This is a genomic window from Bradyrhizobium sp. UFLA05-89, assembly GCF_059803475.1.
The window spans coordinates 1-26,713 of the sequence record NZ_JBANBA010000126.1; the positions used below are offsets into that span (position 1 = coordinate 1).

At 64.0% G+C, this 26,713-nt stretch carries 25 protein-coding genes and 1 pseudogene; 21 read left to right on the forward strand and 5 right to left on the reverse strand.

Translation table 11 applies throughout. The annotated features are described in order from the left end of the window. Positions 1–102: 102 nt before the first annotated feature. A complete protein-coding gene (serB, locus tag SO139_RS39285) occupies positions 103–1,008 on the reverse strand; it encodes a phosphoserine phosphatase SerB (protein WP_449383713.1) in 906 nt (301 codons plus the stop codon). Positions 1,009–1,019: 11 nt separating this feature from the next. Here serB and miaA point away from each other — a divergent pair, with 11 nt between their 5' ends. From miaA to ilvC, 8 genes are all read left to right on the forward strand, one after another. Then, positions 1,020–1,949: a tRNA (adenosine(37)-N6)-dimethylallyltransferase MiaA gene (miaA, locus tag SO139_RS39290; protein ID WP_449383714.1), complete on the forward strand. Its 930-nt coding sequence runs from the start codon at positions 1,020–1,022 to the stop codon at positions 1,947–1,949. A 385-nt stretch (positions 1,950–2,334) separates the two neighbouring features. Beyond that, positions 2,335–4,110: an acetolactate synthase 3 large subunit gene (locus SO139_RS39295; RefSeq protein ID WP_449383715.1), complete on the forward strand. Its 1,776-nt coding sequence runs from the start codon at positions 2,335–2,337 to the stop codon at positions 4,108–4,110. 4 nt (positions 4,111–4,114) lie between these two features. Then, a complete protein-coding gene (locus tag SO139_RS39300; RefSeq protein WP_449383737.1) occupies positions 4,115–5,098 on the forward strand; it encodes a threonine dehydratase in 984 nt (327 codons plus the stop codon). A 151-nt stretch (positions 5,099–5,249) separates the two neighbouring features. Next, positions 5,250–5,792 carry an acetolactate synthase small subunit gene (gene ilvN, locus SO139_RS39305; RefSeq protein WP_449383716.1) on the forward strand — a complete coding sequence of 181 codons (543 nt, stop codon included), beginning with the start codon at positions 5,250–5,252 and terminating at the stop codon, positions 5,790–5,792. 3 nt (positions 5,793–5,795) lie between these two features. Continuing rightward, on the forward strand, positions 5,796–6,485 hold the full coding sequence (locus SO139_RS39310) for a class I SAM-dependent methyltransferase (protein WP_449383717.1): 690 nt from the start codon (positions 5,796–5,798) through the stop codon (positions 6,483–6,485). Between the two features lie 62 nt (positions 6,486–6,547). After that, positions 6,548–7,423: an EamA family transporter gene (locus tag SO139_RS39315; protein ID WP_449383718.1), complete on the forward strand. Its 876-nt coding sequence runs from the start codon at positions 6,548–6,550 to the stop codon at positions 7,421–7,423. A gap of 7 nt (positions 7,424–7,430) precedes the next feature. After that, positions 7,431–8,033: a LysE family translocator gene (locus tag SO139_RS39320; protein ID WP_449383719.1), complete on the forward strand. Its 603-nt coding sequence runs from the start codon at positions 7,431–7,433 to the stop codon at positions 8,031–8,033. A gap of 132 nt (positions 8,034–8,165) precedes the next feature. Then, entirely contained in the window at positions 8,166–9,185 is a 1,020-nt protein-coding gene (gene ilvC / locus SO139_RS39325; protein ID WP_449383720.1) for a ketol-acid reductoisomerase, read from the forward strand. Positions 9,186–9,691: 506 nt separating this feature from the next. On the opposite strand, the gene SO139_RS39330 is transcribed toward ilvC, so the two are convergent. Continuing rightward, positions 9,692–10,312: a hypothetical protein gene (locus SO139_RS39330; protein WP_449383721.1), complete on the reverse strand. Its 621-nt coding sequence runs from the start codon at positions 10,310–10,312 to the stop codon at positions 9,692–9,694. A gap of 187 nt (positions 10,313–10,499) precedes the next feature. Between SO139_RS39330 and SO139_RS39335 the strand changes: the two genes are divergently transcribed. Beyond that, positions 10,500–11,081 (forward strand): TetR/AcrR family transcriptional regulator, encoded by a 582-nt coding sequence (locus tag SO139_RS39335; protein WP_449383722.1) that lies wholly within the window; start codon positions 10,500–10,502, stop codon positions 11,079–11,081. 320 nt (positions 11,082–11,401) lie between these two features. Continuing rightward, the gene (locus SO139_RS39340; protein WP_449383723.1) at positions 11,402–13,114 is read left to right on the forward strand and encodes a sulfatase-like hydrolase/transferase; all 1,713 of its coding nucleotides are present in this window, start codon (positions 11,402–11,404) and stop codon (positions 13,112–13,114) included. A gap of 132 nt (positions 13,115–13,246) precedes the next feature. Here SO139_RS39340 and SO139_RS39345 read toward each other — a convergent pair whose 3' ends face one another. Further along, on the reverse strand, positions 13,247–14,806 hold the full coding sequence (locus tag SO139_RS39345; protein WP_449383724.1) for a glycine betaine ABC transporter substrate-binding protein: 1,560 nt from the start codon (positions 14,804–14,806) through the stop codon (positions 13,247–13,249). Continuing rightward, positions 14,803–15,585, reverse strand: coding sequence for an ATP-binding cassette domain-containing protein (locus SO139_RS39350; protein ID WP_449383725.1), 783 nt, complete (start codon positions 15,583–15,585; stop codon positions 14,803–14,805). Before SO139_RS39350 ends, SO139_RS39345 begins: the two co-directional genes overlap by 4 nt. Positions 15,586–15,726: 141 nt before the next feature. On the opposite strand from SO139_RS39350, the gene SO139_RS39355 reads away from it, so the two are divergent. Both SO139_RS39355 and SO139_RS39360 read left to right on the forward strand, forming a co-directional pair. After that, positions 15,727–16,542: an ABC transporter ATP-binding protein gene (locus tag SO139_RS39355; protein WP_449383726.1), complete on the forward strand. Its 816-nt coding sequence runs from the start codon at positions 15,727–15,729 to the stop codon at positions 16,540–16,542. Then, positions 16,542–17,330, forward strand: a complete 789-nt coding sequence (locus tag SO139_RS39360; RefSeq protein ID WP_449383727.1) for an ABC transporter permease — start codon at positions 16,542–16,544, stop codon at positions 17,328–17,330. The genes SO139_RS39355 and SO139_RS39360 overlap by 1 nt, the downstream gene beginning before the upstream one ends. 68 nt (positions 17,331–17,398) lie before the next feature. Here the strand turns inward: SO139_RS39360 and SO139_RS39365 are convergent, their stop codons facing one another. Beyond that, complete coding sequence (locus SO139_RS39365; protein ID WP_449383728.1) at positions 17,399–17,848, reverse strand: cupin domain-containing protein; 450 nt, start codon at positions 17,846–17,848, stop codon at positions 17,399–17,401. 137 nt (positions 17,849–17,985) lie between these two features. Here SO139_RS39365 and SO139_RS39370 point away from each other — a divergent pair, with 137 nt between their 5' ends. The 9 genes and pseudogenes from SO139_RS39370 (at position 17,986) to SO139_RS39410 (ending at position 26,532) form a co-directional block, all read left to right on the forward strand. Next, a complete protein-coding gene (locus tag SO139_RS39370) occupies positions 17,986–19,014 on the forward strand; it encodes an ABC transporter substrate-binding protein (RefSeq protein ID WP_449383729.1) in 1,029 nt (342 codons plus the stop codon). Positions 19,015–19,056: 42 nt separating this feature from the next. Further along, positions 19,057–19,761 carry an NUDIX hydrolase gene (locus SO139_RS39375; RefSeq protein WP_449383730.1) on the forward strand — a complete coding sequence of 235 codons (705 nt, stop codon included), beginning with the start codon at positions 19,057–19,059 and terminating at the stop codon, positions 19,759–19,761. Between the two features lie 111 nt (positions 19,762–19,872). After that, a complete protein-coding gene (locus tag SO139_RS39380) occupies positions 19,873–21,195 on the forward strand; it encodes an ABC transporter substrate-binding protein (RefSeq protein WP_449383731.1) in 1,323 nt (440 codons plus the stop codon). 24 nt (positions 21,196–21,219) lie between these two features. After that, positions 21,220–21,987, forward strand: a complete 768-nt coding sequence (locus SO139_RS39385) for an ABC transporter ATP-binding protein (RefSeq protein WP_449383732.1) — start codon at positions 21,220–21,222, stop codon at positions 21,985–21,987. A 3-nt stretch (positions 21,988–21,990) separates the two neighbouring features. Further along, positions 21,991–22,695 (forward strand): ABC transporter ATP-binding protein, encoded by a 705-nt coding sequence (locus SO139_RS39390; RefSeq protein ID WP_449383733.1) that lies wholly within the window; start codon positions 21,991–21,993, stop codon positions 22,693–22,695. Positions 22,696–22,710: 15 nt separating this feature from the next. Then, positions 22,711–23,592 (forward strand): branched-chain amino acid ABC transporter permease, encoded by an 882-nt coding sequence (locus SO139_RS39395; RefSeq protein ID WP_449383734.1) that lies wholly within the window; start codon positions 22,711–22,713, stop codon positions 23,590–23,592. Further along, positions 23,589–24,597, forward strand: a pseudogene (locus SO139_RS39400) (branched-chain amino acid ABC transporter permease); the annotation flags it as partial. The gene SO139_RS39395 and the pseudogene SO139_RS39400, both read left to right, overlap by 4 nt. Then, on the forward strand, positions 24,569–25,498 hold the full coding sequence (locus SO139_RS39405; protein ID WP_449383735.1) for a polyphosphate kinase 2 family protein: 930 nt from the start codon (positions 24,569–24,571) through the stop codon (positions 25,496–25,498). The pseudogene SO139_RS39400 and the gene SO139_RS39405, both read left to right, overlap by 29 nt. Continuing rightward, positions 25,495–26,532, forward strand: a complete 1,038-nt coding sequence (locus SO139_RS39410) for a patatin-like phospholipase family protein (RefSeq protein WP_449383736.1) — start codon at positions 25,495–25,497, stop codon at positions 26,530–26,532. The genes SO139_RS39405 and SO139_RS39410 overlap by 4 nt, the downstream gene beginning before the upstream one ends. The last annotated feature ends 181 nt before the right edge of the window (positions 26,533–26,713 follow it).

Sequence of the window (26,713 nt, forward strand, 5' to 3'; positions counted from 1 at the left end):
GGCGTTCGAGGGGTGTCCACACCCTCACCGCCGCTTACCCCAGTCGCCGCTTACCCCATAGCATCTGGATCGCCCGCATTCGCGGTGACGTCGGAGCAGACGTCAGGATTCGACGAACTCGTCGCGCTTGTATCCCTGCGCATAGAGCAGTGCGGTGAGATCGCCATGATCGATCCGCGCGGCCGCCGCAGCCGCCACGGCGGGCTTGGCGTGGTAGGCGACACCCAGCCCCGCCGCCTGGATCATCGCGAGATCGTTGGCGCCGTCGCCAACGACCAGCGTATCGATGTCGTCGAGATCGAACGCCTCCATCAGGTCGACCAGCGTCGCGAGTTTTGCCGCGCGGCCTAGGATCGGCTCCTTCACTTCGCCGGTGAACTTGCCGTCGCGCACGATCAGCTCGTTGGCGCGGTTCTCCTGGAAGCCGATTTTCGCGGCGACCGCGTTGGTGAACAGCGTGAAGCCGCCGGACACGAGACAGGTATAGGCGCCGTGGGCGCGCATGGTCGCGACCAGTTCGCGGCCGCCCGGCGTCAGCGTGATATGCTTGGCGAGGACATCGTCGACGACGCCGACCGGCAGGTCCTTCAGCAGCGCGACGCGCTCGCGCAGGGCCGGCTCGAACTCGATCTCGCCGCGCATCGCACGCTCGGTGATGGCTGCGACGTGCGCCTTGACCCCAACGACATCGGCGAGCTCGTCGATGCATTCCTGGCCGATCATGGTGGAATCCATGTCGGCGAGAAAAAGTCTCTTGCGCCGGAAGCCGACAGGTTGCACGACGATGTCGATCGGCAGGTCGCCGCGCAGCTCGCGCAACCGTTGTTCAATGGCGTGACGATCGCCTTCGAGGTTATCCTGCGCGCCGAAGGGTATGTCGACCGCAACCCCGTCGAACAGCCAGTGTGCAGGCGCGGCCGAGGGCAGCACGGCACGCGCGCCGTCGACGATGGTAGAGTCGAGCGCGGGATTATCGGGGTTGCAGATCAGCGTGGCGACGAGGGACATTTGAGGTTTTCGTGCGCGAGGGGCAAGTGAGCAAGGCCGTGCTTATCGCAGGCCCGACCGCCAGCGGCAAGTCGGCGCTGGCGCTCGAGCTTGCCCTGAACGCCGGCGGCATCGTGATCAATGCCGATTCCATGCAGGTCTATCGCGATCTGCGTGTCATCACGGCCCGCCCCACGCGGGACGAGGAGGCGCAGGTCCCGCACCGTCTCTATGGCCATGTCGACGCGGCCGTGAATTTTTCGGCCGGTGCCTGGCTCGCGGATGCGGCGGCAGCGCTGGCCGAGGCGCGGGCGCAAGGCCGCCTGCCGATCTTCATCGGCGGCACCGGGCTTTATTTCAAGGCGCTGACGAGGGGCCTCTCGACGGTGCCGCCGATCCGGCCCGAGGTGCGCGAGGGCGTGCGCGCGCGGCTCGAGCAGGGCGGCGTCGAAGCGCTGCACGCGGAACTCGCAGGCCGTGATCCTACCGCCGCTGGACGGCTGAATGTGCGCGACCGCACCCGCATCGCTCGCGCGCTCGAAGTGATCGAGGCGACCGGCCGCTCGCTGCTCGACTGGCATCGCGAGGGCCAGCCGCCGCTGCTGCCCAAGGACAGTTTCAACGCCCTGTTCCTCGCCCCAGAGCGCGATGAGCTCTATGCCCGCATCGATGCCCGCTTCGAGGCCATGCTCGGCGCCGGCGCGCTCAACGAGGTCGAATTGCTTGCCGCGCGAGAACTCGATCCGCTGTTGCCGGCGATGAAGGCCCACGGCGTGCCCACGCTGATCCGGCACGTCCGTGGCGAGATCAGCCTGGACGAGGCGGCCGCGATCAGCCAAGCCGACACCCGCCATTACGCCAAGCGCCAGTTCACCTGGTTCCGGCATCAATTGCCCGAGTTCGAATGGGTGAAGCCGGAGCAGGCGATGGGGTGGCTGGCCGCTGCCGTGAGGGCGGAGTGAGGCGCCTCGCTCGGTCGTCGTTCCGGGGGCGCGCACAGCGCGAGCGCCCCGGGAACGACGACCTTTTGCGCTTTCGTCGTAAATTCCCTCTCGCCGAACCGCCGGAACGCCGCTACACTTCTCGAAATCGCGCGAAAACGGCCACATTGCCTTGACATCCGGGCTTTGGCCGCTATGGTTCGCGCAACCTTTGGGAAGCCGGGCCGACCTCATGCGTAACATTATTACCAAACTCCTTATCGTCGTCGTACCCAGGCGCATCGCCGGGGATGGCTAGCGGCCATCCAAAACCGAGCGGTGCGCATGGGGCCTCTTGGGGCCCTTTTTTATTTCCCGAACCAGACCTCGAAGAAGCCGCTGACAACAGCGCATCCGGAGCAAGCCAATGACCGACAACAGCCACGATCCGAACCAGATGACCGGCGCCGCGATGATCGTGCGCGCGCTCATCGATCATGGCGTGACGGATATTTTCGGCTATCCCGGCGGCGCGGTGCTTCCGATCTATGACGAGATCTTCCAACAGAGCGAGATCCAGCACATCCTGGTCCGGCATGAGCAGGGCGCGGGCCACGCCGCCGAAGGCTATGCGCGCTCGACCGGCAAGCCGGGCGTCGTGCTGGTGACTAGCGGCCCCGGCGCCACCAACATGGTGACGCCGCTGACGGATGCGCTGATGGATTCGATCCCGCTGGTCTGCATCACCGGGCAGGTGCCGACCCACCTGATCGGCAATGACGCGTTCCAGGAATGCGACACCGTCGGCATCACGCGCCCCTGCACCAAGCACAACTGGCTGGTCCGCGACGTCAACGATCTTGCCAAGGTGCTGCACGAGGCGTTCTACGTCGCGACCTCGGGGCGACCGGGCCCGGTGCTGGTCGACGTGCCGAAGGACGTGCAGTTCGCGACCGGCACCTACCATCCGCCGCGCAAGTCCGACGTGCACGTCTCCTACGCGCCGCGCGTGAAGGGCGACGCGATGCAGATCCGCAAGGCCGTTTCGCTGCTCGCCAATGCCAAGCGTCCGGTGATCTATTCGGGCGGTGGCGTGATCAATTCCGGCCCTGAGGCCTCAAAACTGTTGCGCGAGCTGGTCGAGGTCACCGGTTTCCCGATCACCTCGACGCTGATGGGCCTGGGCGCCTATCCGGCGTCGGGCAAGAACTGGCTCGGCATGCTCGGCATGCACGGCACCTATGAGGCCAACATGACCATGCATGACTGCGACGTCATGCTGTGCGTCGGCGCGCGCTTCGACGACCGCATCACCGGCCGGGTCGATGCGTTCTCCCCTGGCTCGAAGAAGATCCACATCGACATCGATCCGTCCTCGATCAACAAGAACATCCGCGTCGATGTTCCGATCATCGGGGACTGCGGCAATATCCTCGGCGACATCCTCCAGGTGTTCAAGGCCGAGGCGAGGAAGCCCGACATCAAACCGTGGTGGCAGCAGATCGCGCAATGGCGTGCGCGCAATTCGCTGTACTTCAGGAAGAACAACGACGTCATCCTGCCGCAGCACGCGATCCAGCGCCTGTTCGAGCTGACGCGCGGCAAGGACGTCTACATCACTACCGAGGTCGGCCAGCACCAGATGTGGGCGGCGCAGTTCTTCGGCTTCGATGAGCCGCATCGCTGGATGACGTCCGGCGGTCTCGGCACCATGGGCTACGGTCTGCCGGCCGCGGTCGGCGTGCAGGTGGCCCACCCGGACAGCCTCGTCGTCGACATCGCGGGCGACGCCTCGGTGCAGATGACGATCCAGGAGATGTCGACGGCCGTGCAGTACGAGCTGCCGATCAAGATCTTCATCCTGAACAACCAGTACATGGGCATGGTGAGGCAGTGGCAGCAACTCCTGCACGGCAACCGGCTGTCGCATTCGTACTCCGAAGCGCTGCCGGATTTCGTCAAGCTCGCGGAAGCCTATGGCGGCGTCGGCATCCAGGCGCACAAGCCCGCCGATCTCGATGGCGCGATCAAGGAGATGATCTCGGTCAAGCGCCCGGTGCTGTTCGACTGCCGCGTCGCGGCGCTCGAAAACTGCTTCCCGATGATCCCCTCCGGCAAGGCGCACAACGAGATGCTGTTGCCGGAGCAGGCCAATGACGAGGCCACCGCAGTCGCGTTCGCCGGCGGCAAGGCACTGGTGTGATGCGATGTTCGACCTGAAGGAGCTCGAACGCGCACATGCGATCGTGGGGCAGGCGGTGCCGGCGACGCCGGCGCATGCCTGGCCGCTGCTCGCTGAGCGACTCGGTACCCGTGTCGTGGTCAAGCATGAGAATCACACACCGATCGGCGCCTTCAAGGTGCGCGGCGGGCTCGTCTATCTCGAGCGGCTGAAGCGCGAGCGGCCGAACACGCCCGGCATCATCTCGGCGACGCGCGGCAATCACGGGCAGAGCCTGGCGTTTGCCGCGAGCCGCCACGGCGTGCCCGCGGTGATCTACGTGCCGCGCGGCAACTCGGTCGAGAAGAACCGTGCGATGAAAGCCTTTGGCGCTGAGCTCGTCGAGCACGGCGAGGACTTTCAGGCCGCCCGCGAGGAGGCCGAGCGCCGTGCGCAGTTCGCTGGCTTGCACATGGTGCCGTCATTCCATCCGGATCTCGTGCTCGGCGTTGCGACCTATGCGCTGGAGTTGTTCCGGGCCGCACCTGACCTCGACATTCTCTACGTGCCGATCGGCCAGGGTTCCGGCATCTGCGGTTGCATCATGGCGCGCGACCTGCTCGGGCTAAAGACCGAGATCGTCGGCGTGCAGTCGACGGAGGCGCCGTCATACGCGCTGTCGTTTGCGGCCGGCACGGTCGTGACGACGGAGACCAGCAACACGCTCGCCGACGGTATGGCGACGCGCATCCCCGACGCGGACGCGCTCGCAGTCATCCGCAAGGGCGCCTCGCGCATCGTGCAGGTCACCGACGACGAGGTCGGCACGGCGATCCGCGCCTATTGGACCGACACGCACAATCTCGCCGAGGGCGCCGGCGCGGCAGCACTTGCGGCTGCGCTGCAGGAGAAGAGCAAACTCGCGGGCAGACGAGTGGGTCTCGTGCTGTCCGGCGGCAATATCGATTTCGATCTGTTCAAGCAGTGGGTCATGGCGGATGCGCCGCCGGGCCAGAAGGTGGTCGCATGATGCGAGCCGGCGCAACAACACTGCGGTCATCGCCCGGCTTGACCGGGCGATCCAGTACGCCGTGGCGGTCGTGGGAATCTCAGGCGCCGGTGATTACTGGATGCCCCGCCTTCGCGGGGCATGACGAGAGAGACATTCTGAGGGGACGACAATGAACCAGCCCGCATCCGCCTATTTCCTCGAGGACCGCCACGACCCCAACGAGACGCATACGCTCTCGGTGCTCGTGCAGAACGAGCCCGGCGTGCTCGCCCGCGTCATCGGCCTGTTCTCGGGTCGCGGCTACAACATCGAGAGCCTCACGGTTTCCGAGACCGAAGCCCAAAAACATCTGTCGCGCATCACCATCGTCACCACGGGCACGCCGATGGTGATCGAGCAGATCAAGCACCAGCTCGACCGCATGATCCCGGTCTATCGCGTCGTCGACATGACGCAGACCCGGCGCTCGATCGAGCGCGAACTCGCGATGGTGAAGGTGCGCGGGGAGGGCGAGCATCGCGTCGAGGCGCTGCGGCTGGCGGACGCCTTCCGCGCACGCGTGATCGACGCCACCACCGAGAGCTTTGTGTTCGAGATCACCGGCAATACGGACAAGATCAACCAGTTTATCGACCTGATGCGTCCCATCGGCCTTGTCGAGGTGTCGCGCACGGGGGTTGCCGCGATCGGTCGCGGGCCTGAAGGGATGTGAACCATGCTGGCGCGCGACTGGTACTACAACGAACGCAACCGGATGGGCATCGAGCCCGCGGTCGCCTCGATCTACGACAACCACGATGACGCCGATCTGCGCGCGCGCGCCGCGTTGAAAATGCTCGGCGTACAGCGCGGCTGGCGTGTCGCCGACATCGGCTGCGGCAACGGCGTGCTCGCGACGGAAGGCGCGCTGATGGGTGCCGAGGTCGACGCCATCGATATTTCGCCGGCGATGCTGGCGCTGGCCGAGATCTATGCCCGCGACCGCAAGGCCAAGGTCGCGACGCAGTCGGCGGGCCTGCTCAGCTTTGCCTACCGGCCCGAATCCTACGACCTGATCGTCAGCGAGTTCACGCTGCATCATCTGCCGGATTTCTGGAAGGCAGTGGCGCTGTCGCGCATCTATCGCGCGCTGAAGCCGGGCGCGAGCTTCTATTTGCGCGACATCGTCTTCGTTTCGATGCCGGATGCGGCCGAGCGGGACGTCGAGCAATGGGCCGATTTCCAGATCAAGAACCACGAGTTTTCGCGCGAGAGCGTCGTCACGCATATGCGCGACGAATATTCCACCTTCGGCTGGGTGATGGAGCGGATGCTGACTGATGTCGGCTTCACGCTGGTCTCGGCCGACTACCACGCGCCGATGCACGGCACCTATCTGCTGCGCAAACCCATCCCTTCCACGTAAGCGCCGGCGAGCAAGGCTGAACGACAAGAACACGCAACGGAACAGAGCCCCGAAGAACAACAATGAAGCCGGCCGACATCCTCATCGCCGTCATGGTGGCGATCGTCTGGGGACTTGCCTTCGTGGCGAGCCGGCTGGCGCTCGACGAATTGTCACCGGAACTGATGACAGCGCTGCGCTTTTCGATCGCCGCCGTGCCCTGCCTGTTCATCCGCAAGCCGAAGATCGCCTGGCCGCTCCTGATCGCGATCAGCTTCACGCTGTTCCTCGGCCAGTTTTTGTCTCAGGCCTATGGCATCGCCCATGGCGTGCCGGTGGGGCTCACGAGCGTCGTCGTGCAGAGCCAGGCGCTGTTCACCATCGGCTTCGCCGTGCTCGCCTTCGGCGAACGGCCGACGGCGGCGCAGACGCTGGGCATTGCCATTGCCGCGGTCGGCCTTCTCTTGATCTGCGGCACCGTCGGCTATGATTTCAGCGTCAGCGCCTTTGCGGTGCTGATGATCTCGCCGATTTCTTTCGCGATTGGCAATCTTCTGTTGCGCGGCGCCCGCGGCGTGCCGATGTTCGACCTGTTCGCCTGGTTGTGCCTGACGTCGGCGGTGCCGCTGTTCGCGCTGGCGCTGATCGTCAATGGTCCCGTGCCGACCTGGCAAGCGCTGACGCAGATGTCGCTGACGTCAGTCCTCTGCATGCTGGCGCTCGGCGGCATCTCGACCAGCATCGCCTATTGGCTGTGGGGCCGGCTGCTGCGCGACTATCCGGCTGCGCAGGTCGTGCCGTTCGCGCTGCTGGTGCCCTTCGTCGGCTCGACCGCCTCCAGCGTCGTGTTCGGTGAACGGTTCGGACCCCTGCGGCTCGCCGGCATGCTGACCGTGATCGGTGGCATCGCGGTGATGCTGCTGGCCAGGCGCTCGCAAGTCCTGCCAAAGACAGCGTGAGGTACGGATGTCGCAGTCGCTTCTCTATGCCTTCATCGTCTTTGCGGTCGTGATGTACTTCACGCCCGGGCCAAACAACATCATGCTGCTGTCGTCAGGCCTGACCTACGGCTTCCGCCGCACCATTCCGCACATCGCCGGGATCACCATCGGCTTCGCTTTCATGGTCGCGACCGTCGGTCTGGGGCTGGGGACTGTCTTTCTGGCCTATCCGATCCTCCAGACCATCCTGAAATATGCCGGCGCCGCCTACCTGATCTATCTGGCGGCCGCGATCGCCCTTTCGGGCCCGACGAGGCCGGGCGAGGACAACGGGCGCGGCCCGATGACCTTCCTGGGCGCGGCCATGTTCCAGTGGATCAACGCCAAGGGCTGGGTCATCGTCATCGGCACCATCACCGCCTATGCGGCGATTGCCCAATTCCCGATCAATATCGCCATCCAGACCGTGATCAGCCTGATTGTCGGCACGGTCTCGACCGTTGTCTGGGCCCTGTTCGGAAGCGCGCTCCGGCCGGTCCTGACCTCCGAGCGGCTGGTCCGCGCCTTCAATATCGTGATGGCGATCCTGCTGCTTGCCTCTCTCTACCCCGTTTTCATGGATGCATGATGTCGCGGATTTCCATGCAGAAACGGGTTTCCTTCGGGGCGGAAAATGCTCTAGACAGCCCCCGAAATCCGCAAATTTCACCTTCGGACCCTGACCATTGGCCGATTTTCGGCCCTCAATGAGGAAACGACTATGCGTGTTTATTACGATCGCGACGCCGACCTGAACCTGATCAAGGGCAAGAAGGTCGCCATCGTCGGCTATGGCAGCCAGGGCCACGCCCATGCGCTCAACCTGAAGGACTCCGGCGTCAAGGAGGTGGCGATTGCGCTGCGCAAGGACTCGGGCTCGGTCAAGAAGGCGGAAGCCGCCGGCTTCAAGGTGATGGAAGTCGCCGAGGCCGCCAAATGGGCCGACCTCGTCATGATGCTGACCCCGGACGAGCTCCAGGGCGACATCTACCGCGAGCACCTGCACGGCAACATGAAGAAGGGCGCCGCCCTCGTCTTCGCCCACGGCCTCAACGTCCATTTCAACCTGCTTGACCCGCGCGCCGACCTCGACGTGCTGATGATCGCCCCGAAGGGCCCCGGCCACACCGTGCGCTCGGAGTATCAGCGCGGCGGCGGCGTGCCCTGTCTGATCGCGATCGCCAAGGACGTCTCGGGCAATGCCCATGACCTCGGCCTCTCCTACGCTTCGGCGGTCGGCGGTGGCCGCGCCGGTATCATCGAGACCACCTTCAAGGAAGAGTGCGAGACCGATCTGTTCGGCGAGCAGGTGGTGCTCTGCGGCGGCCTGGTCGAGCTGATCAAGGGCGGCTACGAAACCCTGGTCGAAGCGGGCTACGCGCCCGAGATGGCCTATTTCGAATGCCTCCACGAGGTGAAGCTGATCGTCGACCTGATCTATGAAGGCGGCATCGCCAACATGAACTACTCGATCTCCAACACCGCCGAGTACGGCGAGTACGTCACCGGCCCGCGTATCATCACCGACGAGACCAAGAAGGAGATGAAGCGGGTTCTCAACGACATCCAGTCCGGCAAGTTCTCGCGCGACTGGATGCTCGAGAACAAGGTCAACCAGACCTCGTTCAAGGCGACCCGCGCCAAGCTCGCCGCGCATCCGATCGAGGAAGTCGGCGCGAAGCTCCGCGACATGATGCCCTGGATCAAGAAGGGCGCGCTGGTCGACAAGTCGAAGAACTGAGGTTTGCGTTCCCCGGACGCAGCGCAGTGCGAAGCGGTGCGCTGCTGATCCGGGGTCCATAGGTCCCGGCTCTGCGGTGCACCGCTTGCGCGCTGCACCGCGTCCGGGACACGAGAGACGAGCAAGTGACGCACTCTCGTTCGCCAAACCAAATCTTAAACCTTCGCGACTACAACCGGCGCGAGATCGCTAGCTGCGATCTCGCGCTTTCCTCTTCAGCGCCAAGCGCTGGTGCTTCATTCAAATTCTTCGATGTTGAAGCGCAGCCTGAAGACCAAGAACTGACGCTTAAAGCACATTCTTGATCTCGCGCTGTTTCTTAGGCGTTTGCGCCGCCTCTCCAGTCCCACAAAAACTCAGCGACTTCAGAGTCTAAGATTCGTCTCTTCATCCGCATCGTGATCATTCGCATGAATGCACGAAGACGACTTCGCGTGGCACATCATGTTAAGAGCTGACGTCTGATCGATATTCTTGCTGGCTATCGAAGATGCGAACCGCGGACACTAGACGGGGGCGACCGGACTCGGGCGTGAGGTCGCGGCCATCGCGATCAGCCGCAGTGCGATCACGGCGAGGAGGGGGACGAGGAAGGCCGCATAGAGTGGCATCGCCGGCACGCGCTTGGCGAACGAGACCATGAACTGGAAGCAGAGATAGTAGCCGCCGACGAGGTGCAGGGTGCGCCAGGCACGGGGGCCGAGCAGGTCGGCCGTGCGGTCGAAGGAGGTCGCCGCCATCGCGACGATGATGGCGTAGCCGATCCCGCCGAAGAGGTAGGATGCGGCCGAGCTCGCGGTCGCAAAGCCGGCCGGATCCATCTTGGCGAGGGAGACGATCGCAACCGCGTGGAGGCCGTGGGAGACGGCGAAGCCGAGGCCGAGATAACGCCGGTTGCGGCGCTGCCAGCGCGTCCAGCCGTTCGGCCAGAGCCGCACCAGGGCGGCGGCGCTGAAGGCGAGGCAGAACAGGAGGAGCGAGCTGCGCGCCGTAAAGCGTATCGCCATCCGCACGCCCTCGATCTCGAACTGCCGCATCGCGGCGATCCAGAGGCTGAGCGCGATCAGGCTCAGGCTGAGCAGGGCGACCAGGCGCCAAGCCTCGAACCAGCTTTGACGTTGCGCCATGAGATGGTCTCCTCCGTTATGTAATCATCGATTACATTTGGTGGGTCTGTTTTGGTCAACCGTGTAATCGCTGCTTACATTCACGTTCGGGTGATGCTAGGAGTTTTTGATGCCCGCCCGTGAGCTCTCAAGGCGCCGCTCGCGCGCCACCCAAGCGCGGCCCTACCATCACGGCGATCTCCGCCGCGTGCTGATCGATGCTGCGCTGCAACTGGCGGCCGAGGGCGGCGAGGTCTCCGTTCGCGAGGCGGCGCGGCGTGCGGCGGTGTCACCGGGGGCGCCGTTCCGGCATTTTCCCAACCGCGACGCGCTGATGGCGGCGGTGGCGGAGGAGGCACAGCGCCGGTTTCGTGCAGAGATCGATGCGGGACTGGCCCAGGCGCCGCCGGCCGATCCGCTCGCTCGCTTACGTGCCTTTGGCCTTGCCTATTTGCGTTGGGCGATGCGCAACCCTGCCCATTTCGAGATCATCTCGACAGGGCGCTACTTCGCCCATGGCAGTTCGCCCGAACTCACCCGCGACAATGCCGAGCTGATGGCGCTGACCGAGCGCATGCTGGGTGATGCTGCTGAGCAGGGACTGCTGCGACAGGGCGAGCTGAAGCCGATCCAGATCGCCGCCCGCGCCCTGGTCTACGGTTTCGCCCGGATGAATCTCGACGGTCATTTCCCGCGCTGGGGCGTGGAGGAGGGCGAGATCGAGAGGATGGCCGAAGCGGTGATCGACGTCTTCATCACCGGTATCGCGAAGGCCACGCGGAGCAGCTGACGCTGTCCAACCCTCATGGTGAGGAGGCGCGCAGCGCCGTCTCGAACCATAGAGGCCCGGCTGCAAATCCTGGCCTCGCCTTCGAGACGCCTGCTTCGCAGGCTCCTCAGGGTGAGGGGATAGAGTAGGGCGCGCGGCGTGCATCTGCCGCCCGCTAATATTAAGCGAAGGTCGGACGGCAGGTCGCGTTGCCTGCCGATGACTGTTCCGTTACAGTTTTATGACACGGCGCTCACCGGCAGCGTCGGACGCTCTGGCCGCCAGCAGGCTGGCCAGATGGCTTGGCATCACCGCGCCGGAGCGTGTTCAGCGTATCGTCGATGGCGTCCGCGCCCAACCCAGGTCCTTCCGCCGCCACCGCCGTCCTGGCGAGCGTTGCCGCGATCGGCATCTGGCGCCTGCTCGCCGTCGCCGCGCCGCATCTGGCCGCGCTCGCGCTGATGTACGAGACCGAGACCGATTTCAGCTCGCGCCTCGGCTTTGCGCTTGCCTGGGGCATCCTCAACTTCTTCTGGATCACGCTGCTCCGCCGCCCCGCGTTGTCTGGCGCGCTGTCGCTGACCATGGTCGTGGTGCTGGTGCTGCTGTCGCGGCTCAAGCACGACGTCGTGCAGATGACGGTCAACTTCATCGACCTGATGATGATCGACCGCGACACCGTCGCCTTCCTGTTCACGATCTTCCCGAACCTGCGCTGGTCGGTGATCGGCGCCTGCCTCGTCATCCTGCCGCTGATGTATGCGCTGTGGTGGCTCGATCCGTTCCGCATCCGCCGTCTGCCGGCGTTTGCCTGCAAGCTCGCCTGCCTCGCCGCGCTGGTCGGCTATTCGCTCTATCATCCGGACGAAGCCTGGCGCGGCTATTACGACGACGGCTATCTCTCAAAATTCTTCCGCTCCGGCGTCACTGCGGTCTCCGACTTCATGCAATACGGCTTCATGGAGTCGGCCGCGTCTACCGGCGAGCATCTCAACGTGCCGCTGGTCGATGCCTGCCACCCTGCGGGGCGGCGGCCGAACATCATCATGATCCATGATGAATCCAGTTTCGACATCCGCGCCGCGCAAGGCGTCAAGGTGCCGCCTGGCTATGGCAGCCATTTCAAATCCTGGGACGGCAAGCAGCGTACCTTCCTCGCCGAGAGCAATGGCGGACCGAGCTGGTTCACCGAATACAACGTGCTCGCCGGCCTGTCGTCGCGCTCCTTCGGCCGTTTCGCCTATTTCGTGACGCGCATCGCTTCGGGCCGGGTCGAGCGCGGTCTGCCGCTCAGCTTGCGCCGCTGCGGCTACGACACGATGTCGCTCTATCCGGCCTACGGCGCTTTCATGAGCGCGCGCAGCTTCCAGATAACGACGGGCATCGAGCGCTTCTATGATGCGAAGGACCTCGGCGCGAAGGACGTCGAGCCGGATTCCTTTTTCTACGACAAGGCGCTGCAGTTGATGGGCCAGCAACCGCCGAACAAGCCGCTGTTCAGCTTCATCTATCTCGGCGCCAATCATTTCCCCTGGGAAACGCGTTTCCGTCCCGATCTGATGCCGGGCTGGCGCGCGCCGGGCAATACACCGTCGATCGACGAATATCTGCGCCGGCAGGCGATGAGTGCCGAGCAGTACCAGGCCTTTCTGGCCGGCCTGCAGAAGAAGTTTCCGAATGAGCCGTTCCTGATCGTGCGCTATGGCGATCATCAGCCGGAATTCGCGCCGCAGATCCTCGAGCCCGGGCTCGATGAAGGCAGCCTCGGCAAGAAGCTCGACGACTATGATCCGCGTCTTTATGCCACCTACTATGCCATCGACGCCATCAACTTCGAGCCGGTGAGAAGCGATGCCGTGATGGACACGATCGACGGTGCCTATTTGCCGCTGGTGATCCAGGAAGCCGCCGGTATTCCGCTCGACCCGTCCTTCGCCGCGCAGAAGGACGTCATGCTACGCTGCAAGGGCATCTTCTATGGCTGCAAGGACGGTCAGGAAGCACGACGCCTCAACCGCCTGCTGATCAACGCCGGAATGATCCACGGGCTGTAGCCTTGCTCGCCCGAGCGACGGTTTCTCGCCGTCACCCTGAGGTGCGAGCCTTGCGGCGCGAGCGCGCCGCTGGGCGAGCCTCGAAGGGCGACGGTGCGGGTAGATGCGCATGGAGCCATTGTGCCACCGTGCCTACCTCTTCCCCACCTTCTCCCACAGCCACTTCGCCACCACGTCGGGCGACGAATTCGCATCGTTGCCGCTGGCGCGCAGATTTGCTTCGCGCATGTCGGCGATGTCGATCCGATCGAGCAGCGGTTTTAGCGCGGACTTGAGCCGCTCATCGCCGGCGCGCTTCGGGGCGAGCAGCAAAATGGCGTCGTAAGGCGGGATCGCGTTCTTGGGATCGTCGAGCGCCACGAGGTCGTATTTCGCGATCAGTCCGTCGCTGGTGTAGCCCGCGATCACGTCGACCTCACCGCTCGCGACGGCAGCATACATGAAATCGGGCTGCATCTGCCGCTGGGCGCGGAACGCGAGCCCGTAGGCATCGCGCAACGCGGCCCATTCCGGACGCGAGAAGAACTCGTAGTCGCCGGCAATCGACAGGCCTGACGCATGCGCCGCGAGATCGGCGACAGAGTGAATGCCGAGCGCCTCGGCGCGCTTGCGCGGCATCACCAGCGCATAGGCGTTCTCGAAGCCGAGCTCGCCGAGCAGTGTGATATTCTGTTTGGCGAGCGCTGCCTTCAGCTCGTCAATCAGCTCCTTGCGCGGCTTGATATCCGTGCGGTGCAACTGATTGGCCCAGAGCGTGCCGGAATAGTCGACATAGAGATCGATGTCGCCGGCCTTCAGCGCCTCGAAGGCGACGTTCGAGCCGAGGCCCGAGCGCGTCGTTGCGGGCAGGCCTGCCGCCGCCAGGCGATCCCGGATCAGGGCCGAAAGCACGTATTGCTCGGCGAATGTCTTGGCGCCGACGACGTAAGCCGGCGAGGAGCGTCCGAGCGAGGGCACCAGCGTCGCGGCGACCAGCGCTGCAATCCCGACGCCGCCGAGCGTCGTGCGCAGGCGGCTGCGATTACGCAGGCCGGTTTCGATCAGGCCGAGCAATTGGTCGACCGCAAGGGCCAGAACGGCCGAGGCAAAACAGCCGAACAAAACGAACACCCAGTTCTGTGTTTGCAGGCCGGCGAAGATGTAGTTGCCGAGGCTGGTCTGCCCGATCGGCGTCGACAATGTTGCGGTACCAATCACCCAGACAGCGGCGGTGCGGATGCCCGCCATCATCACCGGCAGTGCCAGCGGCAGCTCGACCATGACAAGCGATTGTCGCGGCGTCATGCCGACGCCTTGGGCCGCTTCAAGCAGGGCAGGATCGATGCCGTTCAAGCCGGTGATGCCATTGCGCAGCACCGGCAGCATGGAATAGAGCGCCAGCGCCAGCATCGCCGGCAGGAAGCCGAAGGCCGAGAAGGAAGCGCCGAACCAGGCGAGTGTCACGGAGGCCAAGAGCAGAAGGAGCGGATAGAACAGCGCGAGCAGCGCCAGCCCCGGCACGGTCTGGACGATGCTCGCGAGCGCGAGCAATATGTTGCGCGCTACCGGGCGGTTGCGGCACAGGATCGCGAGCGGCAGGCTCACGATGAGCCCAAGCGCGAGTGCGGCAAGGCTCACCCGCACATGGCTGCCGAGATAGTCCGGCAGATGCGACAGCGCCTCGCCCCAGCGCGGATCGGAGATCTGGCTCATGCCATACCACCCTGCGGCAGCCGCTCGTTCAATCGCGCGACCTGGCGCCGCGGCGTGCGCAACAGCTCCAGCACATAGGCGTCGTCGCTTCGGCCGAGCTCCGCAGGCGTGCCCTGCGCGAGCAGCCTCCCGGCGCGCATGACCGCGATGCGGTCGGCAAGCAGGATTGCTTCCGTCATGTCATGGGTGATCATGACCGTGGTGAGGCCGAGCTTGTGATGCAGCGCGCGATAGTCTTCTCCGAGCGCGTCGCGGGTCAGGGGATCGAGCGCGCCGAACGGCTCGTCCATCAGCACGATGCGTGGACGCGCGGCGAGTGCCCGCGCCACCCCGACGCGCTGGCGCTGCCCGCCGGACAGGTCTTGCGGCAATCGATCGCGATGCTGGGTACGGTCGAGCCGCACCAGATCGAGCAGCTCATCCACTCGCGCGGCGATCTCTCCCTGTGGAGTGCCCAGCAGCTTCGGCGTGATGCCGATGTTGTCCGCGACGCTCAAATGCGGAAACAGCCCGCCGCTCTGGAAGACATAGCCGATGCGCCGCCGCAGCGCGACCGGGTCGATGCGGCCGATATCCTCGCCCTCAACCGTGATCGTGCCATGGTCGGCCTCGATCAGCCGGTTGGTCAGCCGCAGCAGCGTGGTCTTGCCTGAGCCGGAGCTGCCGACGATGGCCAGAAACTCGCCCTCGGCGACGTCGAGCGAAACGCCGTCCACGGCCACGACCGGGCCGAAGTTTTTCGCGACATGCGCATAGCCGATCACGGGTTTGGAGGTCATCGGTACGGACCCAGCCCTACACTCCCGCAATGGGAGATTTGATGGACGCGACCCCGCATGCGTACCACGCTTGGCCGCTCAATTGAACTTGCCGGCGCAAGCGGCTAAGGCATCCGCCAAGATCCGGGAGGAAATTGACAGATGGCAACGCCCACGGCGGTGGCGCTCGAGGATACGAAAGTCGCATTTCGGCTTGGTGACGGGCGCGTCTATACGGCGGTGGAAGAGGCGCAGCTGACGGTCGGCCAGGGCGAGTTTGTCGCCATAGTCGGCCCGACTGGTTGCGGCAAATCCACACTGCTCAACGTCGCCGCGGGGCTGCTGAAGCCCGCCGCCGGCAGTGTCAAGGTGTTCGACCGGCCGCTCGCCGCCCTCAACAAGGACGCCGGCTATTTGTTCCAGGCCGATGCGCTGTTCCCGTGGAAGACGGCCATCGACAACGTCGCAATCGGTCTCGAGATCAAGGGCACGCCTCGCCCGGAGGCCCTTGCGCGCGCGCAAAAATGGCTGACCTCGGTCGGGCTCGGCGCTTTCGCGGGCCGCTACCCGCACATGCTCTCCGGCGGCCAGCGCAAGCGCGTGGCGCTGGCGCAGGTGCTCATCCGGGATCCAAAAATCCTGCTGATGGACGAGCCGTTCGGCCCGCTCGATGCCCAGACCCGGCAGGTCATGGGCAATCTCCTGCTCGAACTCTGGAGTGCCGACCGCAAGGCGGTGCTGTTCGTCACCCATGATCTGGAGGAGGCGATCGCACTCGCCGACCGCGTCGTGATCATGTCGGCGGGGCCGTTCTCGCGCATCATCGGCGACTGGCGCGTTGAGCTTGCACGCCCGCGCGACATTTTCGAGGTGCGGCTGGACAAGGAGTTTCACGCCCTCCATCGCGAGATCTGGAGCGTGCTCAAGGACGAGGTGATGAAGGGTTACGCACAATCCACCCAGGCGGAGGCGGTCTGATGTCGCGCCTCACGCTGCTCTCGCTGCAATTTCTGGTCGCCGTGGTCGCGATCGTGCTCTGGCAGGTGCTCTCTACCGTTCCGGTGTTCGGAAAGATCCTGCTGCCGCCGTTCTTCTTCTCCAACCCGGCCGACGTGTTCAGCCAGATCGTCAAATGGTTCGCGAGCGGCGTGATCTGGAAGCATCTCTGGATCACGCTATGGGAGTCGATCCTGGCCTTCGTGATCGGCTCACTCGGCGGCGTGCTGGTCGGCTTCTGGTTCGCGCGGCAGCCGCTGGTCGCAGCCGTGTTCGATCCCTACGTCAAGATGGTCAATGCCCTGCCGCGCGTGGTGCTCGCACCGATCTTCGCGCTGTGGCTCGGCCTCGGCATCTGGTCCAAGGTCGCGCTCGGGGTGACGCTGGTGTTCTTCATCGTGTTCTTCAACGTCTATCAGGGCGTCAAGGAGGTCAGCCGTACGGTGCTGGACAATGGCCGCATGCTCGGCATGAGCGAGCAGCAATTGATGCGGCACGTCTATTGGCCCTCGGCGCTGTCGTGGATGTTCTCTTCGCTGCACACCTCCGTCGGATTTGCCGTGGTCGGCGCCGTCGTCGGCGAATATCTCGGCTCTGCCGCAGGCCTCGGCTATTTGATTCAGCAGGCCGAAGGCGTGTTCGACGTCGCCGGCGTGTTTGCAGGGATGTTCGTGCTGTCGGCCTTCGTCCTCCTGATCGACATGGCCGTGACGATGGTGGAGCGTCGGCTTCTCGTGTGGCGTCCGACGGCCGCGGACGGGCGAGGCTAGGGATGGTGCGATCGTTGCCGGACCCGCGCAGGGATGCGGGCCCGGACATGCGTGTGAGCCTCGCTGGCTCAGTCCAGCAGCTTGGTGTCGTCGGGCGCCTGCGGCGGTGTCTTGATCGCGATCGCCTTGACCTGTCCGCTGATCGGCTTGGTGCCGCCATGCGGCGTCCCCTTCGGGATGATCACGAGGTCGCCGGGCTTCACCGTCACCTCCTTGTCGCCGAGCCAGATCGTCCCGGACCCGTCCAGGATGTACTGGATCTCGTTGGTGTTGGGATGCAGATGCTTGGGCACGTTGCCGACCTGGATCGAGACGGTGGCGCCGTCTGCCGCCATGAACATTTTGGAGCGGTAGCCGACCTCGTTCGCAGGCCCGAGCACATCGCCTTGCATCTCGCCGGTGTGGACGAGTTGCGCGGTGATGTTCTCGGCAGCCCACGCCGGCTGGAGCAGGTAGGTCACGCCAGACCCTGCGGCGAAGGCGGCGACGAGCGAAACGGCGATTGCGATGCGGTTCATGGATGATTCTCCCGATAAAGGGTTGTTGTTATGCCGTCATGCTATTGCGCCGAAAGTCCGATGACCAGTGTCTTGGCCAGTGCTTCTCAAGCCAGTCCCGCTGCTCTAATGTGCCGCCAGCCGAACGGAGGAAACCAATGAAGAAGACGATTGCCAGGCTCGCGGGCGCGCTGCTCGCGCTCACGCTCACCACCAGCTTTGCCACGGCGCAGAGCAAGGTCACCATCGCGGTCGGCGGCGGCTCCTGCCTGTGCTACCTGCCGACGGTGCTGGCAAAACAGCTCGGCGAGTACGAGAAGGCCGGCGTCAATGTCGACCTCGTCGACCTCAAGGGCGGCTCCGATGCGCTCAAGGCCGTGCTCGGCGGCAGTGCCGATGTCGTCTCCGGCTATTTCGACCATTGCGTCAACCTCGCCGCCAAGAAACAGGAGTTGCAGTCCTTCGTGGTCTATGATCGCTATCCCGGCCTCGTGCTGGTGGTCGCGCCTTCGCATACCAACGAGATCAAGTCGGTGAAGGATCTCGCCGGCAAGAAGGTCGGGGTCAGCGCGCCCGGCTCCTCGACCGATTTCTTCCTGAAGTATCTCCTGAAGAAGAACGGCCTCGATCCCGCCGGCACCGCCGTGATCGGCGTCGGCCTAGGTGCGACCGCGGTCGCTGCCATGGAGCAGGGCCAGATCGATGCGGCCGTGATGCTCGATCCCTCCGTCACCGTGCTCCAGGGCAGCCACAAGGACTTGCGCATCCTCAGCGACACCCGCACGCAGAAGGATACGCTCGAGACGTTTGGCGGCGAATATCCGGGCGGCGCGCTGTACTCCACGGCGGCCTGGGTCGCCGGCCACGAGAAGGAGACGCAGGCGCTGACCAACGCGATGCTGAACACGCTCGCCTGGATCCATTCGCACTCGCCGGAAGACATCATGGCGAAGATGCCGGAGGAGATGGTCGGCAAGAACAAGGAGCTTTATCTCGCCGCGCTGAAGAACACGATCCCGATGTTCTCGGAGACCGGCAAGATGGACCCGAAGGGCGCGGACGCGGTGCTTGCGGTGTTCAGCGTCGGCTCGCCCGAGGTTGCGAATGCCAAGATCGACGTCAGCAAGACCTTCACCAACAAGTTCGTCGAGCAGGCCAAGAAGACCACGGGGATGAATTCCAAATAATATTGCCAAGCAATCGACGCGAAGCGGTGATATGCAGATGTCATGACATCTCCTGCCATTCGCCGCATCACGACGCTCGATCTCACCGTGGAAACGCAGGCGTGGCCGTTCGCACTGGAACGGCGCGCCGAGATCGCTGCGCATTTTATCGAAAAGCAGCGCGAACGGCCCAAGCTATGGAACGGTCGCATTCTGATCGGGCGCGACCCCGTCTTCTCCGAAGACCGTTTCGCTGCGAGTTATTTCGAGACCGATTTCGCCAGCTTTCTCGCCTGGCGCGACTGGGGTTTTCCCGACAAGGCCGTGTTCAACGGCTTTGGCATGGGCGCTCTGCGCGCCTCCGACGGTGCGTTCGTGCTGGGCGTGATGGGCGAGCATACCGCAAATGCGGGGCGCATCTACTTTCCGTCGGGTACGCCGGACCTCGATGACGTCAAGGACGGCTCGCTCGACATCCCCGGCAGCGTGGTGCGTGAGATCGAGGAGGAGACCGGGCTCACGGCTGCCGACTATCAGGCGGAAGAGCATTGGCATTGCGTGGTGTCAGGCCCCGCGATTGCCCTGATCCGGATCCTGGACCTGGATCTGCCGGGTGAAGCCATCCGCGCCCGGATTGAGGCCAACCTCGCCGCGCAGGAGCATCCGGAGCTTGCCGGCATTCACCTGGTCCGCGGGCTCAGTGATCTGACGCCGACCATGCCGCGCTTCGTTACGGCCTTCATCGAGCAGCAGCTCGCCGCGCGCTGACGCGTTAAGCCCGCGACGCTATTCGGCTTGACATCGCATCTCCCAGCCCATGTGATGGGCAAAAAATAAAACCAAGAAGACTGCAACGCACAATCGTCCAGGGAGGTTTTGATGCGCATGCGCATGGCTGCCCGCTTGGTACGTCACTTTGTACTTGGGCTGATGGTCGCAATCGCGGCGCTGGGCTTGGCGGCATCTGCCCAGGCTCAGGAGAAGAAGATCAAGATCGGCGTGATTTTTGACCTGACCGGCCCGCTCGCCGGCGGCGGCTCCGAGCTCGAATATATCGGCGCCAAGATCATCCTCGACCAGTTCGCAAAGAGCGGCGTCGAGGGCTACAAGATCGAAGCCATCTACGCCGATGCCCAGAGTAAGCCCGACGTCGCCATCAACGAATCCGTCCGCCTGCTCGAGCAGGAGAAGGTGGACATGGTGCTCGGCTTCTTCTCCTCGGCGCAATGCGTTCCGGTCGCGGCCCGCGTCGAACAGTTGAAGAAGTTCATGTGGATGACGACCTGCATCTCGTCCGCCGTGTTCGCCGACAAGAACTACAAATATGTGTTTCGCCCGCAGGCGAGCGGCGACCAGTTCGGCATGATGACGATGGACTTCATCGCCCAGAACTCGAAAGCGAAGTTCGGCAAGGAGCCCAAGGACCTGCGCGTCGCCATCATCCACGAGGACGGCGCCTACGGCGTCGACGTCGCCAAGGGCAACGAGGCCGGCGCCAGGAAGGCCGGCTTCAACGTCGTGCTGAGGGAGGGTTACTCCGCGACTGCGCCCGACCTTTCCGCACTGGTGACGAAGCTCAAGCGCGCCAAGCCCGATGTGATTTTCCACACCGGCTACAATCCCGACATCACGCTCTTGCTTCGCCAGGCGCGCGAGCAGGGCCTGAAGTTCGGCGCGCTGATGGGGCATGGTGCGGGCTACGGCGTCTACGAGAAGCTGAAGGAGGGCATGGGCGCTGACGCCAACTACATCTTCAACACCGATCCGATTTCGATCTGGCTCGCCAATCAGAAGACCATGGATCCGAAGCTCGGGCCCGTGATCAAGATGGTCGGCGAGGAGTTCGACAAGATCAAGCCGGGCGTTGCCATCCGCTCCGCCCATGTCGGCATCGGCGCCTCCAACACCTACGTCTTCATGGCCGACGTGCTGCCGCGCGCGATCAAGAAATATGGGGGCGTCGATGCGGACGCGCTGCGCAAGGCAGCGCTCGACACCGATATTCCCGAAGGGGGCACCATGCTCGGCTTCGGCGTCAAGTTCTATGGCGAGGGCACGCCGATGGCGGGCCAGAACGAACGATCGTTCCCTGTCGTGATTCAGTACCTCGACGACAAATCCTATGTGGTGTGGCCGAAGAGTCAGGCGCAGCGCGAGGCCGTGCTGCCGCTGCCGAAGGGCTCCACCTACAGCAACCAGTAGCGCGAGACGCGGCGGAGGGATGCGGTGCTGGAAGTTCGCGGGCTGGTGAAACGTTTTGGCGGCTTCACGGCCGTCAACAACGTCTCCTTCAGGGTCGACCAGGGCGAGATCCTCGGCCTGATCGGCCCCAACGGTTCTGGCAAGAGCACCATCTTCAACATGCTCTCCGGCACGCTGACCCCGACCGCCGGTTCGATCGTGTTCGCCGGGACCGAGATTGCGGGACTCGCGCCGCATCGGATCATCAATCGCGGCATCGGCCGTACCTTCCAGATCCCGCGACCGTTCCGCCGCCTGACGATTTTCGAGAACGTCGCGCTCGCCGGCTATTACGGGCAAGGCCGACACAGCCGCGCCAAGGCCGAGGAGGCCGCCGAGCATGCGCTCGCCATGGTTGGTCTGCCGACCGATCGGCATGCTGGTGTCGATGGCCTTGGTGCCGCAGGGCTCAAGAAGCTCGAATTGGCAAAGGCTCTCGCCACCGGACCAAAGCTGCTGCTCGCCGATGAGAGCCTCGGTGGCCTTGATGATGCCGAGATGGACCAGGCCGCCGACATGCTGCGAAAGATCCGCGGCGATCTCGGCATCACCATCATCTGGGTCGAGCACATCATGGGCGTTCTCATGCGCGTGGTCGATCGCGTGATGGTGCTCGACCACGGCGAGAAGATTTCGGAGGGGCTGCCGAGCGCAGTCGCCAGCGACGTGCGGGTGATCGAGGTCTATCTCGGCACCGATGCCGAGACCACGCAAGCCGCGGCCGCCGAAGCGCGCCGCCGCGCCGGAGGGTAGGCCATGCTGGAGCTTCGATCCGTCGACGCCGGCTATGGCAGCTTTCAGGCGCTGTTTGGCGCCAATCTAGAGGTCAGGGCCGGCGAGGCGGTCGGCGTGATCGGCCCGAACGGCGCCGGCAAGACCACGCTGATGCGGGTGATCTCGGGTTTGATCCGCCCCGCGCGCGGATCGATCAAGATGGAGGGTGTCGATGTCCTGGCGACGCCGGCACACCGCATCGTCAGTCTCGGCATCGCGCATGTACCGGAGAACCGGCGGCTGTTTCCGCAACTCTCGGTCGATGACAATCTCAAGATGGGCGCCTTCATGAAGGAGGCGCGCCACAAATATGCCGAGCGGCTCGAGATCGTCTTCGAGCTGTTTCCGCGCCTGAAGGAGCGTCGTCATCAGATGGCAGGCACCATGTCTGGCGGCGAGCAGCAGATGTGCGCGATCGGGCGCGCGCTGATGTCGGATCCAAAGCTCCTGCTGCTTGACGAGCCCTCCGCGGGCCTCGCTCCGGTGGTCGTGCAGCAGGTGTTCGAGCTCGTGAAGCGCATTCGCGCGCGCGGGCTGACGGTCCTGATCGTCGAGCAGAACGTGCAGCAGGTGCTGCGCGTGGTCGACCGCGCCTACCTGATCGAGGCCGGGTCGATCCGCGCGTCCGGCAGCTCGGCTGAGATGCTGGCGAGCGATACGGTCAAGGAAGCTTATCTCGGGGTGTGAGGGGCGAGCGGGCGCATGCAGGCATTTCTTGATATCTTCGACATCTACCTGCTGGAGGCGGTGATCAACGGCATCCTGCTCGGCGGCGTGCTGGCGCTGCTCGCGCTCGGGCTGAACCTGATCTTCGGCGTTATCGACGTGACCTGGATCTGTTACGCCGAGCTCGTGATGATCGGCATGTACGCCATGTATTTCCTGGTTCAGTATTACGGCCTCAGTTATTTCATCGCTGCGCCCTTCACCATCCTGCTGGTCGCGCTGCTTGGTGCGGCGCTGCATTATCTCGTCATCGCACCGCTGCTGACCGCGCCGCCGATCAACCAGTTGCTCGCGACCGGCGGCGTGCTGTTCGTGCTCCAGAGCTTCGCCACCGTCGCGTTCGGCATCGATTTCCGCAATCTCGGCATTCGCCTTCCGGTGCTCGCGCTCGGCGACATGAATTTCAGCTATGCCCGGCTGTTGTCCTTCATCGCAGCGCTGGTGGGCATGGTCGCGGTCTATCTGTTCATGACGCGCACCTTCACCGGCACGGCGATCCGCGCCATCTCCCAGGACCGCCAGATCATGGCGCTGATGGGCGTCGATACGAAGAGGATGTATATCATCACCTCGGCGCTTGGTGGCGCGCTCGCGGGCCTTGCCGCCTGCCTCCTGGTGCTGCAATACGACGTGCATCCCTTTGTCGGCCTGTCATTCGGGCCGATCACCTTCTTGATCTGCGTGCTCGGCGGGCTCGGCAATTTCATCGGTGGCTTCATCGCCTCCTTCGTCTTTGCCGAGATCATCTCGCTCGGCGGCCTGTTCTCCGACCTCGAATGGGGCTACGTGCTGGCGTTCGCCTTCTTCATCGTCATGATGTTCATCCGGCCCGCCGGCCTGCTCGCGAGGCGCAGATGACGAGACAGGCGCAGCTTGCCGCATGGGCGCTCGGACTCGCGGCACTCGTCATGCTGCCGTTCGTCTATCGCGATCCCTATCACCTGCATATCCTGGTGCTGATCCTGATCTGGTCGTTCGCCTACACATCCTGGTCGATGATGGGGCGGTTTGGCCTGGTCTCGCTCGGCCATGGCGGCTTCATGGGGATCGGCGCCTATGTCACGGCGCTGTTGTGGAACCATCTGGGACTGTCGCCCTGGATCGGCATTCCCATCAGCATGGTCGCGGCCGGAGCGCTCGCGCTTGTCGTCGGCTATCCCTGCTTCCGTTTCCGGATCACCGGGCACTATTTCGTGCTGGTGACGCTAGCGCTCTCCGGCATCGTGCTGCAGGTCATTACCGCCACGCGCGACTGGACCGGCGGCTCGCTCGGCTATACGCCCAACCGCGCGACGGGCAACAGGCTTTGGGCGCTCCAGTTTGATGACAAGACCACCTGGTATCTGGTCGCGCTTGCGGTCTGGGTCGCAGGACTCGTGGTCTGGTACTCGATCGACCGCAGCATGAGCCGCTACGCGCTGGAGGCGATCTCTGAGGACGAGGACGCCGCGGCCGCCGCCGGCGTCGACGTCACCGCGGAGAAGCTGAAGATCACGCTGATCAGCGCGCTGATGACCGCGCTCGCGGGCGCGATCTATTGCCAGTACCAGATGTTCATCACGCCAGACACGGTGAGCGGCATCGCGGTGTCACTCCAGATGGTGTTCGCAGCCATCGTCGGCGGCCTGTTCGTCTCACTGGGGCCGACGGTCGGTGCCATCATCACCATCCTGCTCGCCGAATCCTTGCGCATCGGATTTGGAACCAGGGCCGTCGGCTGGGACAACCTCGTCTACGGCGTGCTGCTCGTCCTCTTCATCATATTCCTCCCGAAGGGCATTCTTGGTAGCCTCGTCGAACGATTGAAGCCGCAACGCAAACCATCTCCGAGCTCATGAACAAGAAACCCTCCAAAACGCTCGCCGCAGGGCTCGCCGAATTCATCACGCCCTTCCGTTACGATGGTTCGGGCAAGTTTCACCTGAAGGACCACAAAACGGACGAGAAAGGTGGTCTCGACAAGGACGAGGCACAGAAGATTCTCGAAGCCAACAAGCAGCATCTGGCCGATTTCCAGGAGAAGCTCTACGCGCAGGACCGCTGGTCCGTCCTGATCATCATTCAGGGCATGGATGCAGCCGGCAAGGACAGTGCGATCAAGGCGCTGTTCGAAGGCATTAATCCGCAGGGCTGCGAGGTTCGTGCGTTCAAGGCGCCGACCAGCCACGAGCTCGACCATGATTTTCTCTGGCGCCACGTCGTTGCCCTGCCGGCGCGCGGTCTTATCGGGATATTCAACCGCTCCCACTACGAGGAATGCCTGGTGACGCGCGTGCATCCGGAGGTCCTCGCCAAGGAGAAGCTGCCGCCCGGGCTCGTCACGAGGAACATCTGGCGCGAGCGGTTCGAGGACATTTCCGCCTTCGAGCGCTACCTCGCGCGCAACGGCACCGTGGTGCTGAAATTCTTCCTCAACCTGTCCAGGGAGGAGCAGCGCCAGCGCTTCCTCGACCGGCTGGAGGATCGCTCCAAGCAATGGAAGTTCTCGATGGATGACATCAAGGAGCGTGCGCTGTGGCCGCGCTACCAGGCAGTCTATCAGGACATCGTCCGGCACACCGCGACGACCCATGCACCCTGGTATGTCGTGCCCGCCGACCACAAATGGTTCGCGCGTGTCGTCATCGGGTCCGTCATCGTCGCCGCGCTCGAGCGGCTCAATCTGCAATTTCCTCGCGCCGACCGGGCATCGCTGCACGAGTTCAAGGCGGTGCAGCAAGCCCTGGAAGGTGAAGCGAAGGGAGGGAGGAAGCGGGCAAGGTGAGGGGCAACGGCAGCAAGAACGTGAAGAACGTGAACTTCGCGCTGCAGGGTGGCGGAGCGCACGGCGCGTTTGTGTGGGGCGTGCTCGATCTCGTGCTGGAGGATGGAAGGCTCGCCATCGAAGCAATCAGCGCGACCAGCGCTGGCGCCATGAACGCCGTGGCGATGGCCTCGGGCATGGCGATCGGCGGCGCCGATGCTGCACGGGAAAACCTGCACCAATTCTGGTACGAGGTTTCTCGTATGGACATGGTGTACGACCTGTTCTCGCCGCTCAACCAGTGGATTCAGGCGCTCAAGCTGCCGCCGGAGTATCATCCGGTGCACTCCTTCATCCACACCCTGACTCACACGGTGCCGCCGAACGTTCTCAATCCCTTCAATTTCAATCCGCTGCGCGCGCTGCTGCAACGCGTCGTCGACTTCGACAGGCTGAATTCAGCGGCGGAGGCGCCGCAGCTCTTCCTCAACGCCACCAATATCCGGACCGGCAAGATCAAGGTGTTCCAGACGCCACTCTTGAGCGCGGACGCCGTGCTCGCCTCGGCCTGCCTGCCACCCTATTTTCAGGCCGTCGAGATCGACGGCGAGCATTATTGGGACGGCGGCTATCTCGGCAACCCCGCGATCTTCCCCCTGATTTATCGCAAGGGCAGCCACGACGTCATCATCGTGCAAGTGACCGCCATCCGACGCGACGAATTGCCGGCGAGCGCGGCGGACGTGCTCCACCGCATCAACGAGATCAGCTTCAACTCGTCATTGATGCGCGAGATGCGCGCGATCGCCTTTGCGACGAAGCTGATCGACAATGGCGAACTCGACAAGGACACGCACAGCCGCATGTACATGCACTGGATCGGCAACGATCAGTTGATGTCGCAGCTCGGAACTGCGACGCAATTCCACCCGGAATGGAGCCTGCTCTGCAGGTTGCGCGACGAGGGTCGGGAAGCAGCGCGAAACTGGCTCGACAGGCACTTTGGCCAGATCGGCAATGCCTCGACGGTCGATCTGACCGAAATGTTTCTCTGATTTGTGTTCTCGTGGTTATCTGGAGGCTGCCTCCTCGCATTCTGCTGTCATGCCCGGGCTTGACCGGAGCATCCAGTACGCCGCTGCTTCTCCGTACCCATCACCGTCTCTGGAATACTTGTATGGGCTTGGTCAAGGATGAGTGGTTGTTAGATCATTTCAGATCATCTCCTTGTTCGAA

What these genes read in the sequence shown, in the direction of transcription:
- serB (WP_449383713.1), bottom strand. Translation starts at nt 1,008, where the DNA reads ATGTCCCTCGTCGCCACGCTGATCTGCAACCCCGATAATCCCGCGCTC.
- SO139_RS39295 (WP_449383715.1), top strand. Translation starts at nt 2,335, where the DNA reads ATGACCGACAACAGCCACGATCCGAACCAGATGACCGGCGCCGCGATG.
- SO139_RS39300 (WP_449383737.1), top strand. Translation starts at nt 4,115, where the DNA reads ATGTTCGACCTGAAGGAGCTCGAACGCGCACATGCGATCGTGGGGCAG.
- ilvN (WP_449383716.1), top strand. Translation starts at nt 5,250, where the DNA reads ATGAACCAGCCCGCATCCGCCTATTTCCTCGAGGACCGCCACGACCCC.
- SO139_RS39310 (WP_449383717.1), top strand. Translation starts at nt 5,796, where the DNA reads ATGCTGGCGCGCGACTGGTACTACAACGAACGCAACCGGATGGGCATC.
- SO139_RS39315 (WP_449383718.1), top strand. Translation starts at nt 6,548, where the DNA reads ATGAAGCCGGCCGACATCCTCATCGCCGTCATGGTGGCGATCGTCTGG.
- SO139_RS39320 (WP_449383719.1), top strand. Translation starts at nt 7,431, where the DNA reads ATGTCGCAGTCGCTTCTCTATGCCTTCATCGTCTTTGCGGTCGTGATG.
- ilvC (WP_449383720.1), top strand. Translation starts at nt 8,166, where the DNA reads ATGCGTGTTTATTACGATCGCGACGCCGACCTGAACCTGATCAAGGGC.
- SO139_RS39330 (WP_449383721.1), bottom strand. Translation starts at nt 10,312, where the DNA reads ATGGCGCAACGTCAAAGCTGGTTCGAGGCTTGGCGCCTGGTCGCCCTG.
- SO139_RS39340 (WP_449383723.1), top strand. Translation starts at nt 11,402, where the DNA reads ATGGCGTCCGCGCCCAACCCAGGTCCTTCCGCCGCCACCGCCGTCCTG.
- SO139_RS39345 (WP_449383724.1), bottom strand. Translation starts at nt 14,806, where the DNA reads ATGAGCCAGATCTCCGATCCGCGCTGGGGCGAGGCGCTGTCGCATCTG.
- SO139_RS39350 (WP_449383725.1), bottom strand. Translation starts at nt 15,585, where the DNA reads ATGACCTCCAAACCCGTGATCGGCTATGCGCATGTCGCGAAAAACTTC.
- SO139_RS39355 (WP_449383726.1), top strand. Translation starts at nt 15,727, where the DNA reads ATGGCAACGCCCACGGCGGTGGCGCTCGAGGATACGAAAGTCGCATTT.
- SO139_RS39360 (WP_449383727.1), top strand. Translation starts at nt 16,542, where the DNA reads ATGTCGCGCCTCACGCTGCTCTCGCTGCAATTTCTGGTCGCCGTGGTC.
- SO139_RS39365 (WP_449383728.1), bottom strand. Translation starts at nt 17,848, where the DNA reads ATGAACCGCATCGCAATCGCCGTTTCGCTCGTCGCCGCCTTCGCCGCA.
- SO139_RS39370 (WP_449383729.1), top strand. Translation starts at nt 17,986, where the DNA reads ATGAAGAAGACGATTGCCAGGCTCGCGGGCGCGCTGCTCGCGCTCACG.
- SO139_RS39375 (WP_449383730.1), top strand. Translation starts at nt 19,057, where the DNA reads ATGACATCTCCTGCCATTCGCCGCATCACGACGCTCGATCTCACCGTG.
- SO139_RS39380 (WP_449383731.1), top strand. Translation starts at nt 19,873, where the DNA reads ATGCGCATGCGCATGGCTGCCCGCTTGGTACGTCACTTTGTACTTGGG.
- SO139_RS39390 (WP_449383733.1), top strand. Translation starts at nt 21,991, where the DNA reads ATGCTGGAGCTTCGATCCGTCGACGCCGGCTATGGCAGCTTTCAGGCG.
- SO139_RS39395 (WP_449383734.1), top strand. Translation starts at nt 22,711, where the DNA reads ATGCAGGCATTTCTTGATATCTTCGACATCTACCTGCTGGAGGCGGTG.
- SO139_RS39405 (WP_449383735.1), top strand. Translation starts at nt 24,569, where the DNA reads ATGAACAAGAAACCCTCCAAAACGCTCGCCGCAGGGCTCGCCGAATTC.